Source organism: Tritonibacter mobilis (assembly GCF_001681715.1).
GTDB lineage: Bacteria > Pseudomonadota > Alphaproteobacteria > Rhodobacterales > Rhodobacteraceae > Epibacterium > Epibacterium mobile.
Genome location: NZ_LNWY01000012.1, coordinates 90,744 through 106,977, shown reverse-complemented (window position 1 = coordinate 106,977; position 16,234 = coordinate 90,744). Strand labels below are relative to the sequence as shown.

14 protein-coding genes are annotated in these 16,234 nt (G+C 59.0%); 9 read left to right on the top strand and 5 right to left on the bottom strand.

Annotated features, from left to right (window positions below; genetic code table 11):
* A complete protein-coding gene (locus UB90_RS11730) occupies window positions 1-699 on the bottom strand; it encodes a corrinoid protein (protein ID WP_005622625.1) in 699 nt (232 codons plus the stop codon).
* A gap of 217 nt (window positions 700-916) precedes the next feature.
* Here UB90_RS11730 and UB90_RS11725 point away from each other — a divergent pair, with 217 nt between their 5' ends.
* A complete protein-coding gene (locus UB90_RS11725; protein ID WP_065325907.1) occupies window positions 917-1,999 on the top strand; it encodes a PA0069 family radical SAM protein in 1,083 nt (360 codons plus the stop codon).
* A gap of 56 nt (window positions 2,000-2,055) precedes the next feature.
* Here UB90_RS11725 and bmt read toward each other — a convergent pair whose 3' ends face one another.
* The 3 genes from bmt to UB90_RS11710 form a co-directional block, all read right to left on the bottom strand.
* On the bottom strand, window positions 2,056-3,078 hold the full coding sequence (bmt, locus tag UB90_RS11720; protein WP_065325906.1) for a betaine--homocysteine S-methyltransferase: 1,023 nt from the start codon (window positions 3,076-3,078) through the stop codon (window positions 2,056-2,058).
* A gap of 63 nt (window positions 3,079-3,141) precedes the next feature.
* Window positions 3,142-5,049, bottom strand: a complete 1,908-nt coding sequence (locus UB90_RS11715; protein ID WP_065331973.1) for a phosphatidylglycerol lysyltransferase domain-containing protein — start codon at window positions 5,047-5,049, stop codon at window positions 3,142-3,144.
* 115 nt (window positions 5,050-5,164) lie between these two features.
* Window positions 5,165-5,482 (bottom strand): DUF1476 domain-containing protein, encoded by a 318-nt coding sequence (locus UB90_RS11710; protein WP_009176930.1) that lies wholly within the window; start codon window positions 5,480-5,482, stop codon window positions 5,165-5,167.
* 438 nt (window positions 5,483-5,920) lie between these two features.
* Here UB90_RS11710 and purC point away from each other — a divergent pair, with 438 nt between their 5' ends.
* The 7 genes from purC (at window position 5,921) to UB90_RS11675 (ending at window position 15,027) form a co-directional block, all read left to right on the top strand.
* Window positions 5,921-6,682 carry a phosphoribosylaminoimidazolesuccinocarboxamide synthase gene (gene purC, locus UB90_RS11705; protein ID WP_005607038.1) on the top strand — a complete coding sequence of 254 codons (762 nt, stop codon included), beginning with the start codon at window positions 5,921-5,923 and terminating at the stop codon, window positions 6,680-6,682.
* A gap of 106 nt (window positions 6,683-6,788) precedes the next feature.
* Window positions 6,789-7,019, top strand: a complete 231-nt coding sequence (gene purS / locus UB90_RS11700; protein ID WP_065325904.1) for a phosphoribosylformylglycinamidine synthase subunit PurS — start codon at window positions 6,789-6,791, stop codon at window positions 7,017-7,019.
* Window positions 7,019-7,687, top strand: coding sequence for a phosphoribosylformylglycinamidine synthase subunit PurQ (gene purQ, locus UB90_RS11695; protein ID WP_065321927.1), 669 nt, complete (start codon window positions 7,019-7,021; stop codon window positions 7,685-7,687). Before purS ends, purQ begins: the two co-directional genes overlap by 1 nt.
* Before the next feature lie 36 nt (window positions 7,688-7,723).
* Complete coding sequence (locus tag UB90_RS11690) at window positions 7,724-9,526, top strand: sensor histidine kinase (protein WP_065325903.1); 1,803 nt, start codon at window positions 7,724-7,726, stop codon at window positions 9,524-9,526.
* Between the two features lie 24 nt (window positions 9,527-9,550).
* A complete protein-coding gene (locus UB90_RS11685) occupies window positions 9,551-10,888 on the top strand; it encodes a sigma-54-dependent transcriptional regulator (protein ID WP_005607057.1) in 1,338 nt (445 codons plus the stop codon).
* Window positions 10,888-11,577, top strand: a complete 690-nt coding sequence (locus tag UB90_RS11680; protein WP_065325902.1) for an HAD family hydrolase — start codon at window positions 10,888-10,890, stop codon at window positions 11,575-11,577. The genes UB90_RS11685 and UB90_RS11680 overlap by 1 nt, the downstream gene beginning before the upstream one ends.
* 597 nt (window positions 11,578-12,174) lie before the next feature.
* Window positions 12,175-15,027, top strand: a complete 2,853-nt coding sequence (locus tag UB90_RS11675; RefSeq protein ID WP_065325901.1) for an Rne/Rng family ribonuclease — start codon at window positions 12,175-12,177, stop codon at window positions 15,025-15,027.
* A 106-nt stretch (window positions 15,028-15,133) separates the two neighbouring features.
* Here the strand turns inward: UB90_RS11675 and UB90_RS11670 are convergent, their stop codons facing one another.
* On the bottom strand, window positions 15,134-15,370 hold the full coding sequence (locus tag UB90_RS11670) for a sulfurtransferase TusA family protein (RefSeq protein ID WP_065325900.1): 237 nt from the start codon (window positions 15,368-15,370) through the stop codon (window positions 15,134-15,136).
* 94 nt (window positions 15,371-15,464) lie between these two features.
* Between UB90_RS11670 and UB90_RS11665 the strand changes: the two genes are divergently transcribed.
* Window positions 15,465-16,217: a cytochrome c biogenesis CcdA family protein gene (locus UB90_RS11665; RefSeq protein ID WP_065326099.1), complete on the top strand. Its 753-nt coding sequence runs from the start codon at window positions 15,465-15,467 to the stop codon at window positions 16,215-16,217.
* Window positions 16,218-16,234 lie beyond the last annotated feature (17 nt).

Genomic DNA, 16,234 nt, shown 5'->3' with positions numbered 1-16,234 from the left:
TTAGGCGTTCATGGCGTTGTGTTTGCGCGCGACATATTCTTTTGCCGTCTCCACCGCGACAGCTGCGTCGCGGCAGTAGGCGTCGGCACCGATGGCTTTGCCGAATTCTTCGTTCAAGGGGGCGCCGCCCACCAAAACGATGTAGTCGTCGCGCTTGCCTTGTTCGATCATCGTGTCGATCACGACTTTCATATAGGGCATGGTGGTGGTCAGCAGCGCGGACATGCCGAGGATGTCGGGTTTATGTTCCTCAAGCGCCTCGAGATAGTTTTCGACCGGGTTATTGATGCCGATGTCGACCACCTCAAAGCCGGCACCTTCCATCATCATGGAGACGAGGTTTTTGCCAATGTCGTGAATGTCGCCTTTGACGGTGCCGATCACCATGGAGCCCATGCGCGGTGCGCCGGTTTCCGCCAGAAGCGGTTTTAGGATCGTCATGCCGCCCTTCATGGCGTTGGCCGCCAGCAGTACCTCGGGCACAAACAGGATGCCATCACGGAAGTCAGCGCCAACGATAGTCATACCGCCCACGAGGGCTTCGGTCAGGATTTTGTAAGGTGCCCAGCCGCGTTCCAGAAGGATATTCACGCCCTCTTCGATCTCTTCCTTGAGACCGTCATAGAGGTCGTCGAACATTTGTTGGACCAGTTCCTCGTCATCGAGTTCTGAGAGGATGATGTCTTCTTCTTCCGACATATCTGCATTCCTTAGCTGGCGGGCCTGGCTGAATTGGCCATTTCATACGTTTGTGACAGATGTTCAGATCTCCACTGTTTCGATTGCGACATTGACGCGTTTCGAACCGACCTTTGACTGGAGAATTGGGATAGTTTGATCGGTTCAACCCATGGGTTTTGCTGATTTTGCGCAGTAAGTTCTTTATTTGTTCCTGCGCGTGTGTCATTTGGAACGTATGCAGAACATAGACCGATCTTCCACCCAACGTCGCAAATCTCGCGGGGCGCTTAGCAATGCGGCAGGTCGCTTTGACTTGCTGCGAGAAAACGTGGACGATGGCTGGCAGCAAGAGCTGCCCGATGCGTCGATCACGACAGAGATTCGCAGCGAGTTGGCGCGTAGTCTGATCTCTTACAACCGCTCTCCTGATTTGCCGTTTGATCGTTCCATCAATCCATATCGCGGGTGTGAACATGGCTGCATCTATTGCTTTGCGCGGCCGTCTCACGCCTATCTCGGTCTGTCGCCGGGGCTGGATTTTGAAACACGACTAATTGCGCTTAGCAATGCGGCAGAGGTGTTGCGCAAGGAGTTATCTGCGCGCAGCTACAAGGTAGCGACACTGGCAATTGGGACCAACACCGACCCTTACCAACCCTGCGAGCGGGACCATCAATTGATGCGGCGCTGTCTTGAGGTGCTGCAGGCGTTCAATCACCCGGTGGCGATTGTGACCAAAGGGGCGATGATCGAACGCGATATCGACATTCTTGCGGATATGGCGACCCGAGGTCTGGTGCGGGTGGGAGTTTCCGTGACCACGTTGGATGCAGATCTGTCGCGGCGGATGGAGCCGCGCGTGCCCGTTCCGGCGCGCCGACTGGCCACTATCCGTCGGTTGAGTGAGGCGGGTATTCCGGTTCGGATCATGACGTCGCCACTGGTGCCGGGGCTTACCGATCATGAATTAGAAGCGCTTTTGGCAGCAGGGCAAGAGGCGGGAGCGGATGCCGCCAGTTGGATCATGCTGCGGCTGCCGCGTGAGGTGTCGGAATTGTGGCAGGATTGGTTGCAGGAGCATGAGCCGGACCGTGCCGCCAAGGTCATGGCCCGGTTGCGCGAGATGCACGGCGGACGGGATTACGATCCGCGATGGGGGCATCGTATGCGGGGGGAGGGTGAATATGCGGATATGATCGCGCGGCGTTTTCGGCTTGCGTGTAAACGGCTTGGGCTGGCGGAACGATCACCGCCGCTCAGAACTGACCTGTTTGCAAAACCCGCTCAGGCGGGCGATCAACTGAGCCTGTTTTCGTAATTCAAAATAGCAAGAGAGCCGTGGTTTAGCCCGGCTCTCTTGTGATGCAGAATGGATCAGCTGCGACGACGGCCGCGACGACCACGGCGTTCAGACCCTGCGTCGCTGCCTTCTTCGGTGCCGTCATTGGCCGAGGTGAAGGGGCCGAGGACCTCTACGATCTGTTCCAGCGTGGGGCGGTCACCGCGCGGGCGGCTGTCCAGTGCTTCACGCATTTTTCGCAGATGATCGGGCATGGTGCCGCAGCAACCGCCGATGATTTTTGCGCCGGAGTCGCGGGCCAGCACGGCATATTCGCCCATAAGCTCCGGTGTGCCATCGTAATGGATATGACCGTCGACATATTTCGGAATGCCTGCATTGCCCTTGGAGATGATCGGGCGTTCGGTGCCCTGTGCGGCAAAGCCAAGCACGGTGCGCAGAATGTCAGAGGCGCCGGTGCCGCAATTCGCCCCAAAGGCCAGAGGCGGCACATCGTAATCTTCGACGAGTTTGGCAAGATCGGCTGACGTCACACCCATCATGGTGCGGCCTGCGGTGTCAAAGCTCATGGTGCCGCACCACGGCATATCGGCCAGTTTGAACGCTTCGGCAGCGGCGGCGAATTCTTCGGGTGCGGAGATCGTCTCCAGCCACAGCACATCTACGCCGCCTTCCTTGAGCGCATCGGCCTGTTCGTGGAACATTTCCACTGCCAGTGCGTGGCTCAACTCGCCAACGGGCTGCATGATTTCGCCCGTTGGGCCCACGGATCCGGCAACGGCGATCTTGCGCTCGGATTTGTCTGCAACCTCGCGGCCAAGTTCCGCAGCAACGCGGTTCAACTCTCGTACGCGGCCCTGCGCGTCGTGCAGTTTCAGACGCGCTGCGGTGCCGCCAAAGCTGTTGGTCAGGAACAGATCGCTGCCCGCGTCGACAGAGCCTTTATAGAGCGCTTTGATCTTTTCCGGCTCATCCGTGTTCCACAATTCGGGCGCGTCCCCGGATTGCAGTCCCATGTTGAACAGGTTGGTGCCCGTTGCGCCATCCGCCAGAAGCACCTCACGGCTTTCCAGAAGCTCAAGGAAACTATTGCTCATGCTCTTATCCACTTGCCATATCCGTACGGAGGGCGCGCAGGCCCTGTTAGGATGGTCCCTTTGTCATGCGGTCCATTTTGCCGCAACTGTATTTTCAGCGACATCAGCATGATTCTCAAATCCCGGCATGTTCGCCTGCGGCATCTCAACCTCCGGGCGCGCCGGACGGTGCACAAGCCGGGTCATTTCGGCAATAGCGAGCGCCATCTGCGGCCAAGTGGGGGCGGCGATGTAACGAGGTTCCCACTTTGGGGCAAAGCAGGACTTGAACTGACGTAACCCACCATCAAATCGCTGACTGAATCGGTGATCGGGCACCGCGGCGAGGGAGAGGCGGCGTACCCCGGCATCGCGCGCAGCATCAATCGCGGCGCAGATAAGCGCGTGTCCGGTGCCGTCGGGTGCTCCGGGCAGTTGGCGCACCAGATCAAGACACCATTCATCGGCGGCACGGTGAAAGGTCATAAAGCCCACCAACCGGTCCTCGACCCATGCCAGACAGGTCATCTGGATGGAAACATATCCGGGTTCGAATTGTCCCATGGTAGTGCCGCGTGCGGCGCCGTGCTGGCGTGTCCAAGCCTCATCGACCTCCGCCATCTGAACCAGTGGCAGGCTGCTCCACGCGGGCTCAACACGCAGGCCGGATTTTTCCGCATGGCGGAGTTTGCGGCGGAGCTGGCGAAATTTCGACCCTTTCACCGAAAACTCTGCGGGATAGAGAATGGCGTCTTGCGCTATTTTCAAGACTTTCCAGCCCTGTTTTTTCGCCGCAAGTGCAGTGCGCGCGCTGCATTTATAAAAACAGGCGGCTGTGTTTCTGGCACGGGCATGGGCGCGCAAGGCGTCTGGAATCTCGCCGCGTCGCCCGCTGATCGGGTCAAACAGCACCGCCGAGATCTGAGGGGTGTCGAGCATAGCTACCTGATTAAGGCCAAAAGCCATGACATGACCGCCGTTCTGCAGGATAACCCCAGTTTCCGCCTGAGGTCGCACGAAGGGCTGGCTGGCGGCGGGGCGCACGTCGCTGCCAAGGTAGTCATCCTCCGCGTGATCCGGTAGGGGCAGCCCGCGGCGCATCAGGTTTGGCCAGAGCAACACCACACCGGCCAGCGCGGCCGGTAGCGCGTAATAAACCGCGCGAAAGGCCAAAAGACCTGCGACCAGAATGGCGGGATCTGCGCCGGGAAGGAGCGTGAGCATCGCGAGCTCCAGCGGACCTGCGCCACCGGGCGAAGACGAGATAATCGCCAGGCCAAGCGCGAGGAAATAAGCCGGCAACATTACCCCAAGACCGATGTCATGGCCCAGAGGCAAGAGCAGCCAGAGTGCAACCCCGGCAAAGGTGACATCCATCAACGTCCAGAGGGCGAGCGCAAAAATGGCCTGTAGTGAGGGAAGGCGAAGCCGAAGCCCGCGTATACGCCACTCGGGGTGCAAAAAACACAGCCCACACGCAACTGTTGAAACCAGCAAAATGCCCGCTCCAGACGCACGCATTCCCAATGACGGTCCAACGACCAGCAAAGAGAGACCGCAAATCACGGCAAGGGCCGTCATAAAGGTGATGCCCACAAAACCAGTGAGCTGCGCAGATTGCAGCGGATTGAGCCGAGGTAGCAGACGCCAGCGTGCAAACGAGCCGGAAAAAAGACCAAAGCCCACCGCCTGTGAAAACGCAATGGACGCCATGCCCGCGCGCCGCGCCGTGGGGTCATCGACACCGGTGCGGAGGTGACGATGCGCCACGGCATCATAGCGCCCAAGGGCCCAAAAGCTCAGAATCGTGGCGCCTAGCGCGCCGATCCAATGGGGCGCAGGGACCTGACCCAGCAGGATGAGCAGGTCATGAATATGCGGCAGATCCGCCTGTCTTGTGAGGGCGAAGAGGCAGCCTGCCATAATGATCAATGGCGTGACCACCCGCAGAGAGTTTGCTACGGTTTGCTTGCGTCGGGCGCGTGTCGGCATGTCTAGCTTCCGCCATTCTTCGCGGGCGCGGCACAGGTTAAGGCGTGCAGCACCTGCCGGTTCAGGGTCAGACGGACATGCCCCTAAGTGCGAATGAACGGGCAGCCAGTCGTGGTCAGGTATCCTTGTGGGAGAGTTCTTCTGCCACCTGCATCATCAGTTCCGTCATCTTGTCCCGGATCGCTGCGCGTTCGACCTTGCCATCAAGATCATCTGCCAGCTTTCTCAAAACATCCTCGTCGCCCGGTTCATCCAGGTCGGCGATCACAACGGTCTGGGCATAGGCTTCTGCCGCTTCATCCCTGTGCCCCAAGATATCTGCAGCCCAGAGGCCGAGTAACTTGTTGCGACGCGCCTCGGCGCGAAACCTCAGTTCCGCGTCATGCGCAAACTTATTTTCAAACGCCTTCTCGCGGTCGTCAAAGGTCGTCATCTGTTGTCCTCCCCAAAGCTGTGGACCCGTGGGGCGTAAACAGATCACACATTCGCCCCGAAGCTTAGGGTAGCACATCAGGACAGCGAGGTGCTGTCACATCTGTGAAAGGGTGCGGCGTGCCATTCTGTGCACTGATACCGCGTCCCCGGGTCCCACCACGGGAGGCCGGACATCCGTAGACATCCGTATGTGGTTGCAGCCAAATTAGCACTGGTTCTTGAATAAAGCGTCAACGCAAAGGGCGAAAGCGCAGTCGAATTTGGACATCAGGGGCGGAATTGCGTTCATTTTGCGCATTTTGCATAGGTTCCACAAAATTGCGGCTGTGTGGGGCGGTGATCGCTCTGCGCTGTGCTTGCGGGATCAGGCCCCTTGCACTATGAGAGCGCTACGGATCGGGGCAGATTCCCGGTGGTCCATACCGAAAGGCTCTCCATGGCGCGGCGCAAAAAGATTTACGAAGGCAAGGCAAAAACCCTCTATGAAGGGCCTGAACCGGGCACGATCGTCCAGTACTTCAAGGATGATGCCACGGCCTTTAACGCCGAAAAGCACGACGTGATCGAGGGCAAAGGGGTGTTGAACAACATCCTGAGTGAATTCTTCATGCTGGGTCTGGGTCAGATCGGTGTGCCGACGCACTTCTTGAAACGGCTCAACATGCGCGAACAGCTGGTGCGCTCCTGCGAGATTATCCCGCTGGAAATCATCGTGCGCAACTATGCAGCCGGATCGCTGTGCAAACGTCTTGGCATTGATGAGGGCACACAGCTGCCGCGTCCCATCGTTGAATATTGCTATAAGGACGATGCACTGGGTGATCCGCTGGTCACCGAAGAGCATATCGCGGCCTTTGGCTGGGCCAGTCAGCAGGACATGGATGATATCCTGTCGCTGGCGCTGCGGGTGAATGACTTCTTGTCTGGTGTGATGCTTGCCGTGGGTATCCGACTGGTCGACTTCAAGATCGAGATCGGCCGCGTCTATGACGGTGATTTCCAGCGTCTTGTGGTGGCTGATGAGATCAGCCCCGACAGCTGCCGCCTGTGGGATATCAAGACCGGCCAGAAACTCGACAAGGACGTGTTCCGCCGCGATCTGGGCAGCCTCACGGATGCCTATACAGAGGTTGCCCGCCGTCTGGGTGTCATGCCGAACAATCCGCCAGCGCCGGGCAAGCCCCAGCTGGTGAACTAAGAGATTTCGCCCGCAAGGTCTGCTCAGCCGGTCTTGCGGGTTTTTCAATAGCGCAACAGGGCAGGGCGCTCATGCTCCCGCCCGCAGGAACTTGAGGAAAGACGCGATGAAAGCACGGGTGCATGTGATGCTGAAGAACGGGGTTCTCGATCCGCAAGGAGAGGCCGTTCGTCACGCGCTTGGCGCGCTTGGCTTCGACAAGGTCGAAGGCGTACGTCAGGGCAAGGTCATCGATCTGGAGCTGGCCGAGGGTGCCACCGAGGCCGATGTGACCAATATGTGCGAAAAGCTGCTCGCCAACACCGTGATCGAATCCTACAGCGTCGAGATCCAGTGATGAAGGCTGCCGTCGTCGTTTTCCCCGGTTCCAACTGCGACCGTGACCTTGCCGTGGCCTTTGAACAGGCCGGTTTCGACGTCTCAATGGTGTGGCACAAGGACAGCCAACTGCCCGAAGGCGTGGACATTGTCGGCGTTCCCGGTGGCTTTTCCTATGGGGACTACCTGCGCTGCGGTGCGATCGCGGCGCAGTCGCCGATCTGCAAGGCCGTGGTCGATCACGCCGAACGCGGCGGCTATGCGCTGGGTGTCTGCAACGGGTTTCAGATCCTGACCGAGACCGGTGTTCTGCCGGGGGCGCTGTTGCGCAATGCGGGGCTGAAGTACATTTGCAAGACCGTGGACCTTACTGTTGCGACCTCGGACAGTGCCTTCACCCAAGGCTATAACGCCGGTGATGTGATTGGTGTGCCGATTGCGCATCACGACGGTAACTACTACGCCGATGAGGCCACCGTGCAGGCACTGAAGGATCAAGACCGGATTGCCTTTACATATGTGGACAATCCCAACGGCTCTGTCGCGGATATTGCGGGAATCCTGTCGGAAAACCGCCGCGTGCTTGGCATGATGCCCCACCCGGAACGGGCGGCGGATGACGGCCATGGCGGCACCGATGGTGCGGCGATGTTCCGCGCATTGTCCGGACTTCTGACTGAGGCCTGACTTGAGCCTCAGGGGCGGTAAACCTAGTGTTGCGTCATGACTGCCCCTGAGGAGCCCTCCGGCCAAAAGCCGCGTGCGCCATCTGAGCGCCCTGACAAACGCACAGCACCGCGTTCGCGCACCATTTCTTGGCGCGTGCGTTTCGCGTTGGTGGCGTTTATGGCCGTTGCAGGTGCAACGGTGTGGTTCACCAACTCCACGCTGACCCATAGTTTTACCGAGACCACGCGTAACCGGGCAGAGCTGCGGTTGGCGCTGTATTCTGGCAACCTTGTCAGTGAGTTACGCCGCCACGCGATTGTGCCGCAGCTTTTGTCGCGCGATCAGGCTTTGATCTCGGCGCTGCAGAGCCAGGACTTTTCTCTGTCCACGCAGCGGCTCATTTCCTTTGTTGACGAAATCGGCGCGGCCTCAATCACATTGATGGACCGGGACGGGCGCACGGTTGCTGCGACGGATCGCATTCGGCTGGGAGAGATTTATCGCAACTCTCCCTTTTTTGTGGAGGCGATCCGATCGAACTCCACCGTGTTTTCTGTGATCCCGCGTGAGGTGCGTGGGTATCAGTTCACTTATTCGCGCCGTTTGGTCGACAGCAGCGGCACCCTTGGCGTGATTATGGTCGAGGTCGATCTGCAAAAGTTCGAACGCGCATGGGCCGGTATTTCCGATGCGGTCATGGTGGCTGACAGCACGGGTAAGGTGGTGATGGCGACCGAGGCACGCTGGCGCGGTCTGTCGGAAGCGGAAGCGCTCAAGGAACAAACACCCGAGGGCGCGATTCAGCGCGCTATTCGTGCAACTGCTGACTGGACCGCGCTGCCGACGGATGTCTACCTGCAGGGCGAGGCCGTGATGCGGCTGGAGACCCGCGTGCCGTTTCAGGGCTGGCGGATGATGTCCTACACCACTTATGATTCGATCCGAGAGCAGGTGAACGCAGTAATTGCGCTCGAAATCATGGGCTTCGCGATCCTTCTGGCGTTGGCCTTCTATGCGCTTAGTCGCAAGACCGCGCTCAGGATGGCATTGTTCCAGCGCGAGTCGGCGGAGCTTCGCGTGTTGAACGCGCGCCTACAGCGAGAAATTGCCGAACGCGAGCGGGTGCAAGAGACCCTTGCCGTGGCCGAGCAGAGCCTCGCGCAAAGCTCAAAATTGGCCGCGTTGGGCGAGATGTCCGCGGCGGTCAGTCACGAGCTTAATCAACCGCTTGCGGCGATGAAAACATACCTCGCCGGGGCGCGACTGTTGTTGCAGCGCAACCGCCCGGACGAGGCCTTGTCCTCCTTTGGGCGGATTGATGATCTCATTGAGCGCATGGGGGCGATCACCCGCCAGCTTAAATCCTATGCGCGCAAGGGCGGTGACGCGTTCAGCCCTGTAAACATGGGCGATGCGCTGGCCTCCAGCCTGTCGATGATGGAGCCGCAGCTGCGCCAGCGTCATGTGCAAATTACCCGTATACTTCCAGATGAACCGGTCTATGTGATGGCAGACCGGATGCGGTTGGAACAGGTGATGGTGAACCTCTTGCGCAATGCGCTGGATGCCACCAAATCCGTCGAGGAACCCGAGGTGGAGATTATTCTCGCAGCCGGGGAAACCGCGACACTGACCGTGCGGGACAATGGTGACGGCATTCAGGACTTCGACAGCCTGTTTGAGCCGTTTTATACAACCAAGCAACCCGGTGACGGTGTTGGTCTTGGGCTTGCTATCTCCTCGGGGATCGTGAACGACCTAGGCGGTCGCCTCACGGCCCGCAACTCCGAGGCGGGTGGCGCGGTGTTTGAAATGCAACTGCCGATCCTTGTGGACGGCATCGAGGCCGCTGAGTAAGCGGCACGACCTGGAGGGCAACTTATGGCACAGGCCATGAAAATTGCGATTGTGGATGACGAACAGGACATGCGTCAGTCGATCAGCCAGTGGCTGGCACTGTCTGGCTATGACACTGAGACCTTTGCCAGCGCTGAAGACGCGCTAAAGGCGCTGGGGCCGGATTATCCGGGCATCGTGATTTCCGACATCAAGATGCCGGGCATGGACGGGATGCAGTTCCTGAAGAAGCTGATGGGATCGGATAGCTCCTTGCCGGTGATTATGATTACCGGTCACGGCGATGTGCCGATGGCGGTCGAAGCGATGCGCGTCGGCGCCTTCGACTTCCTTGAAAAGCCGTTCAATCCGGATCGCATGTCAGAACTGGCAAAACGCGCAACCGGTGCACGTCGTCTGACACTGGACACCCGCGCATTGCGGCGTGAATTGTCCGATGGTGGCCAGATCATGAAGAAACTCATCGGCACCAGCCCGGTGATGGACCGTCTGCGCGAGGATATCCTAGATCTCGGCCAGGCCGACGGTCACGTGCTGATCGACGGAGAAACCGGCACCGGCAAGACTTTGGTGGCCCATGCGCTTCACGCTGTGGGCAGCCGGGCAGGCAAGAAATTCGTGCTGGTGTCCTGTGCGGCGCTTGAAGAAGAGGCGCTCGCCAAACGTCTGTTCGGCCCGATGCAGCCCGAAGACAGCATGCTCCCCGCGGTGGAAGAGGCCCGTGGTGGCACGCTGGTGCTTGAGGATGTCGAGGCGCTGAGTGAGCCTTTGCAAGCCAAGCTCCTGAGCTTCATCAATGAGCAAGGCATTCCGGGCGAGACGCGCATCATCGCCATCTCCAACCTGCAAGAGGCAGGTAAAACCTCGGAGGATGTGCTGCGTGCCGATCTCTTTTATCGTCTGGCCGCATTGCGGATCACTGTGCCGCCACTGCGGCAGCGTGGCGAGGATATCCTGACGCTCTTCACTCGTCTCTCAGAGCAATTCTCCGAGGAATACGGTTGTGATGCGCCACAAGTGACCGCGCAGGAAGCGGCGCAGCTGTTGCAAGCCCCATGGCCGGGCAACGTGCGTCAGTTGATCAATGTGGCGGAACGCGCAGTGCTGCAATCACGGCGCGGCTCCGGCACCATTGCCTCGCTGTTGATGAGCGATCACGAAGACATGCAGCCGGTGATGACGACCGAGGGCAAACCGCTCAAGGAATATGTAGAAGCCTTTGAACGGATGCTGATCGACAACACCATGCGTCGCCACAAAGGCTCCATTGCGTCCGTCATGGACGAGTTGTGCCTGCCGCGCCGGACGCTGAATGAGAAGATGGCGAAATACGGCCTGCAGCGCTCGGACTATCTTGGCTGATGCCTGCGGCGTATCTCTTTGATATGGATGGGCTGCTCCTTGATACGGAGCAGCTCACTCTGGATGCGTTTCTCGATTGCGCGCCAGAGTTTGATTTAGATCCCGAAGCGATGCGCCCCTTCTTTATGGGGCTGATCGGCACCGCCAAAGCACAGGGCGAGCAGATGGTGCGCGACTTCATCGGCCCTGACCGCGATTTTGTGGCATTGGATCAGGCGTGGCAACATCACAGCCACAAACGCATGGCCAAGGGAGTTCCGGTTAAACCGACCGTCGCCGACACTCTCAAAACCCTGCACGCAGAGGGCCATGCGATGGCCGTGGTGACCTCGACCTTGGGCGACAAAGCGCGGCATCATCTTGATCGCGTCGGGCTGCTGCCCTGTTTTCGCGCCGTGATTGGTGGGGATGAGGTGCGGGCGAATAAACCTGACCCCGCACCATATCTGCAGGGCGCAGACACGCTCGGGGTGGCAGCAGAGCAATGCGCGGCATTTGAAGATAGTGATCTTGGTATCACTGCAGCGGCGCGAGCTGGATGTTTTGCGGTGCAGATCCCGGATTTACGCCCTGCATCGCGGGCGTTTCCTGAGGTAGGTCAGAGATTTGCACCAACTCTTAAGGATGCAGTCGCGGCTGCACGCGCGCACTTCGGGCAGCAAAGGACACGGCTCGTTTCGACGAATTGATGCCGGTTGACCGGCCTTTTTGCGTCAAAACGTCGGAAAGGCTGCGCTTGTTAACCTTGCCTTTGAAATTTGCATCGATGGATGGAAAACACCATTCACAGGGGTCTGGGCGTAGAATGCCCATTGTCATTACCTATCCACAGGCCTTATGCTGAATGAACGAACACTGCATCTACAGGTGTTCACACATGAGATTTTCTGCCCTCATGTCCGACCGGATTAAGCCGGGGCGCGAGTGGCAGACCAGATCGTCTCGCACATTGCGAGGCAGAAGAGTGCCTGCTTTGACGCGGCCGCAACCCGGTCAGATCAAAGAGGAAATAACGGGCAGGGATCGGGATACCCCCACCTGTCGGAGAAGAACCGCGATGACGCGCGCGAGACTATTGAGCACAAACGCAGGCTTTCCGCACATATGCCGGAAATCCCTTTCGTGCATCTCTTGGTCCGCCACGCAGTCGAATATCGCCCTGACAAGACACCACCCACAACATGCGCGTCCACCCGGACCCGGCGCGGGATCAGGGGCAATTGCCTCGCGTCCCATGCGCCCCGACCGGCGGCGGCCTGTGCTGGCATGGTGCAATCTAAGGACTAATGGCGAAGAAAATGCTGATCGACGCCACCCACGCGGAAGAAACCCGCGTTGTGGTGGTGGATGGAAACAAAGTTGAGGAATTTGACTTTGAATCTGAAAACAAACGCCAGCTGGCTGGCAATATTTACCTCGCAAAAGTAACCCGCGTCGAACCTTCGCTGCAGGCGGCTTTTGTAGACTATGGCGGAAACCGCCATGGTTTCCTCGCGTTTTCCGAAATTCACCCGGATTATTACCAGATCCCCGTCGCGGATCGAGAGGCCCTGATGGAGGAAGAGCGCGCCTATGCCGAGGCGATGCGCGCACGGGACGAAGAAGACGAGGACCCAAAACCCAAGCGACGCACGCGCTCGCGCAGCAAGACCCGCGCTGAAAAGGCCAAGACTGCTGATGCGGTAGAGACCAAGGAAGTCGCGGCCTCCAACGGTGAAATCTCCGGCATGGAGACCATCGACCTGAGCGACGACACTACCGATTTGGCAGAGGTGCCAGAGGCGACCTCGCCGATGGAAACCGTCGCCGAAACTCCGGTCGAAGAACCCAAGGGTGAAGATCAGGCCAGCGACAGCCAAACTGACGCGGCGCAGGGTGACGACACTATTGTTGACGCGCCTGAAGCCGAAGGCGTGATTGCTGACGCTACCGCTGAAACAGAAGAGGCATCCACTGATACCTCCTCTGAGGATGAGGCGGGCGACAGCGATGACGAAAACGCTGAGGCAACCGAGGCCAAGGACAGCTCGTCCGATGCCGCTGACAAAGATGATAGCATCGAGTCGGTTGCCGACGACGATGATCAGGAAGATATTCGCCCGCCGCGCAAACCGCGCCCTAAGCGTTACAAAATCCAAGAAGTCATCAAGGTCCGTCAGGTTCTCTTGGTGCAGGTCGTCAAAGAAGAGCGCGGCAACAAGGGTGCAGCACTGACCACCTATCTGTCGCTCGCCGGTCGCTACTGCGTATTGATGCCCAATACCGCTCGTGGTGGTGGCATTTCCCGCAAGATCACCAATGCCGTCGACCGCAAAAAGCTAAAAGAGATCGCTGCAGAGCTGGACGTGCCGACTGGCGCGGGTCTTATCGTGCGCACCGCCGGTGCCAAACGCACCAAGGCGGAGATCAAGCGCGACTATGAATATCTGCAGCGCATGTGGGAGCAGATCCGCGAACTGACGCTGAAATCCATCGCGCCCGCGAAGATCTATGAAGAAGGCGATCTCATCAAACGCTCGATCCGCGATCTATATAACCGCGAAATCGACGAGGTTCTGGTGGAAGGCGAGCGCGGCTACCGAATCGCCAAGGACTTCATGAAGATGATCATGCCGTCCCACGCCAAGAACGTGAAAAACTATCACGATCAGCTGCCGCTCTTTGCGCGCTATCAGGTGGAAAGCTACCTCGGCGGCATGTTCAACCCGACCGTGCAGCTGAAATCCGGTGGCTACATCGTGATCGGCGTCACTGAGGCGCTGGTTGCGATCGACGTGAACTCGGGTCGGGCGACCAAGGAAGCCTCGATTGAGGAAACCGCGCTCAAGACGAACCTTGAGGCCGCCGAAGAAGTGGCGCGCCAGTTGCGTCTGCGCGACTTGGCCGGTCTGATCGTGATCGACTTTATCGATATGGACGAGCGCAAGAACAACGCCGCCGTCGAGAAAAAGCTGAAAGACAAGCTGAAGACCGACCGTGCCCGCATTCAGGTTGGACGCATCTCCGGCTTTGGTCTGTTGGAAATGTCGCGTCAGCGTCTGCGCCCCGGCATGATCGAGGCGACCACCGCGCCGTGCCCGCATTGCCATGGTACTGGCCTGATCCGTTCTGACGACAGCATGGCGCTGTCGATCCTGCGCCAGATCGAGGAAGAGGGCACCCGCCGTCGCTCTCGTGAGGTGTTGGTGAAATGCCCGGTGGATATCGCCAACTACCTGATGAACCAAAAGCGCGAGCATATCGCGCAGATCGAAGCCCGGTATGGTCTGTCGGTCCGTATCGAAGGCGATGTGACACTGGTCAGCCCCGATTTCTCGCTTGAGAAGTTCAAAACCGCCTCGCGCGCGATCCCGGTGGTGACTGCGCCTGTGGTATCTGTCGATGCATCCATCATGGATCAGATCGATGCGATTGAAGAGGTTGCAGAAGAGGTCGAAGAGGCCCCCGCTGCAGCACCCGTCGAGGCGGAAGAGACAGAAGGCGAAAGCAAACCCAAGCGCAAGCGTCGTCGTCGTCGTCGCAAGAAGTCTGGCAACGGTGAGAACGGTCAGGACAATGGCGACAATAGTGCCGCAGAGTCCGAGACGTCTGATGAAAGCAAGGACGCTGAGACCGGTGGCGAAGCAGAGGTGAAAGCTGAACCCTCCGCAGATGGTGCTGTTGAGGTCGAAGGTGAAACCGAGGCCGAACCGAAGAAAAAGAAAACCCGCACCCGGACCCGTAGCCGTTCGCGCAAGAAGGTAGAACCTGAAGCGGAACAGACAACTGAGGCGCCCGCAGACAGCGAAGCGCCCAAAGAGGCCGATGCGGTAGCAGAAGCCCCCGCTGATGAGGTTGCAGAGGTTGCCGTGGCCGACGCGCCAGTTGCTGAAACGCTGGCGGTGGAACCTGCGCCAGAACCCGAGGTTGAAACACCTGTGGTTGCGGATGCAGAAGTTGATCAGGCGGAGCAAGCGTCAGAAAAAGCTGAAGCGGAAGTGGCGAAGGATGACGCTCCTGTCGCAAACGCTGCCGAGGATGCTCCTGCCGAGGAACCTGCTGAAGAGGCCACGCCCGAGCCGGAGCTGGTTGTGGCAGAACCTGAACCGCAGCAGCCTGCAAAGCCTAAGCGCCGCGGCTGGTGGTCGGCAGGCCGCTAAGGCCACAGGTCAGAACAAACAGAAAGGCGGCCCGCACGGGGCCGCCTTTTCTTATTGCAGATCCCAAATGCGGCCAAAGGACTGCGTCAGAGTGACACGCCGTTTGTCAGGCCGCGCCTTTTCGGATCAGGTAAATCTGGTGCGCGCCGCTTTCTTCCATGCCTAAAAACCCGTGTCCGGCTTCGGCGCAGAAATGCGGCACATCAATGATAGCCGCCGGATCATCGGCCAAAATGCGCAATACACCGCCCTCCGGAAGAGGCTCAAGGCGTTTGCGGGCTTTTAATACGGGCAGGGGGCAGAGGAGGCCGATGGCGTCCAGCGTGGCGTCAAAATCTGTCATGCCTTCCGAGATAAGCCCCGTGTTACAGCCTGTCCACAAGGATGTGACATGCCGTGCAGGTGACGCCGCTGATGGCTTCGACTATGCAGACGATATGTTTGGAATCGAGATCATCGACGCGAGCCTTTTGCCCGCCATGTTCGTGGCCCTTGTCGGGGGCATCGTCAGCTTTTTGAGCCCCTGCGTGCTGCCGATTGTGCCGCCTTATCTGGCTTATATGAGCGGTGTCACCATTGGTGAGATACAAGGCACGGCAGCAGCCCGGCGCAAGGCGATCTTGGCGGCGCTGTTCTTTGTGATGGGGCTGTCGACGGTTTTCTTGCTGTTGGGGTTCACGGCGTCAGCTTTTGGGGCATTTGTGCTGCAAAATCAGGAGCTTTTCGCCAAAGCCTCCGGCGTGGTGGTTATCGTGTTCGGGCTGCATTTCCTGTCCGTATTCCGTATTCCGCTCCTTGATCGTGAAGCGCGCATGGAGACGGGAGAGACCGGCGGTTCGGCGCTTGGGGCCTATGTTCTCGGGCTGGCCTTTGCCTTTGGCTGGACGCCGTGTATTGGCCCGCAACTTGGCGCGATCCTGTCGCTTGCCGCATCAGAGGCCTCTGTCAGCCGGGGGACGATCCTGCTCGGCGTCTATGCATTGGGGCTTGGGGTGCCATTCCTGTTGGCAGCGATTTTCCTCAACCGCTCCATGGCGCTGATGAACCGCATCAAACGTCACATGGGATTGATTGAGAAACTGATGGGCGGGTTGCTGTTGCTTGTTGGATTTATGCTGGTGACGGGATTGTTCACCAGCTTCTCGTTCTGGCTGCTGGAGACCTTTCCCGCGCTTGCCACACTCGGCTGATCTGCTGCACGCACCGT

Coding starts and splice junctions, on each gene's coding strand:
- UB90_RS11730 (WP_005622625.1), bottom strand. CDS start 699: ATGTCGGAAGAAGAAGACATCATCCTCTCAGAACTCGATGACGAGGAA.
- UB90_RS11725 (WP_065325907.1), top strand. CDS start 917: ATGCAGAACATAGACCGATCTTCCACCCAACGTCGCAAATCTCGCGGG.
- bmt (WP_065325906.1), bottom strand. CDS start 3,078: ATGAGCAATAGTTTCCTTGAGCTTCTGGAAAGCCGTGAGGTGCTTCTG.
- UB90_RS11715 (WP_065331973.1), bottom strand. CDS start 5,049: ATGCCGACACGCGCCCGACGCAAGCAAACCGTAGCAAACTCTCTGCGG.
- UB90_RS11710 (WP_009176930.1), bottom strand. CDS start 5,482: ATGACGACCTTTGACGACCGCGAGAAGGCGTTTGAAAATAAGTTTGCG.
- purC (WP_005607038.1), top strand. CDS start 5,921: ATGGCGCGGCGCAAAAAGATTTACGAAGGCAAGGCAAAAACCCTCTAT.
- purS (WP_065325904.1), top strand. CDS start 6,789: ATGAAAGCACGGGTGCATGTGATGCTGAAGAACGGGGTTCTCGATCCG.
- purQ (WP_065321927.1), top strand. CDS start 7,019: ATGAAGGCTGCCGTCGTCGTTTTCCCCGGTTCCAACTGCGACCGTGAC.
- UB90_RS11690 (WP_065325903.1), top strand. CDS start 7,724: ATGACTGCCCCTGAGGAGCCCTCCGGCCAAAAGCCGCGTGCGCCATCT.
- UB90_RS11685 (WP_005607057.1), top strand. CDS start 9,551: ATGGCACAGGCCATGAAAATTGCGATTGTGGATGACGAACAGGACATG.
- UB90_RS11680 (WP_065325902.1), top strand. CDS start 10,888: ATGCCTGCGGCGTATCTCTTTGATATGGATGGGCTGCTCCTTGATACG.
- UB90_RS11675 (WP_065325901.1), top strand. CDS start 12,175: ATGGCGAAGAAAATGCTGATCGACGCCACCCACGCGGAAGAAACCCGC.
- UB90_RS11670 (WP_065325900.1), bottom strand. CDS start 15,370: ATGACAGATTTTGACGCCACGCTGGACGCCATCGGCCTCCTCTGCCCC.
- UB90_RS11665 (WP_065326099.1), top strand. CDS start 15,465: ATGTTTGGAATCGAGATCATCGACGCGAGCCTTTTGCCCGCCATGTTC.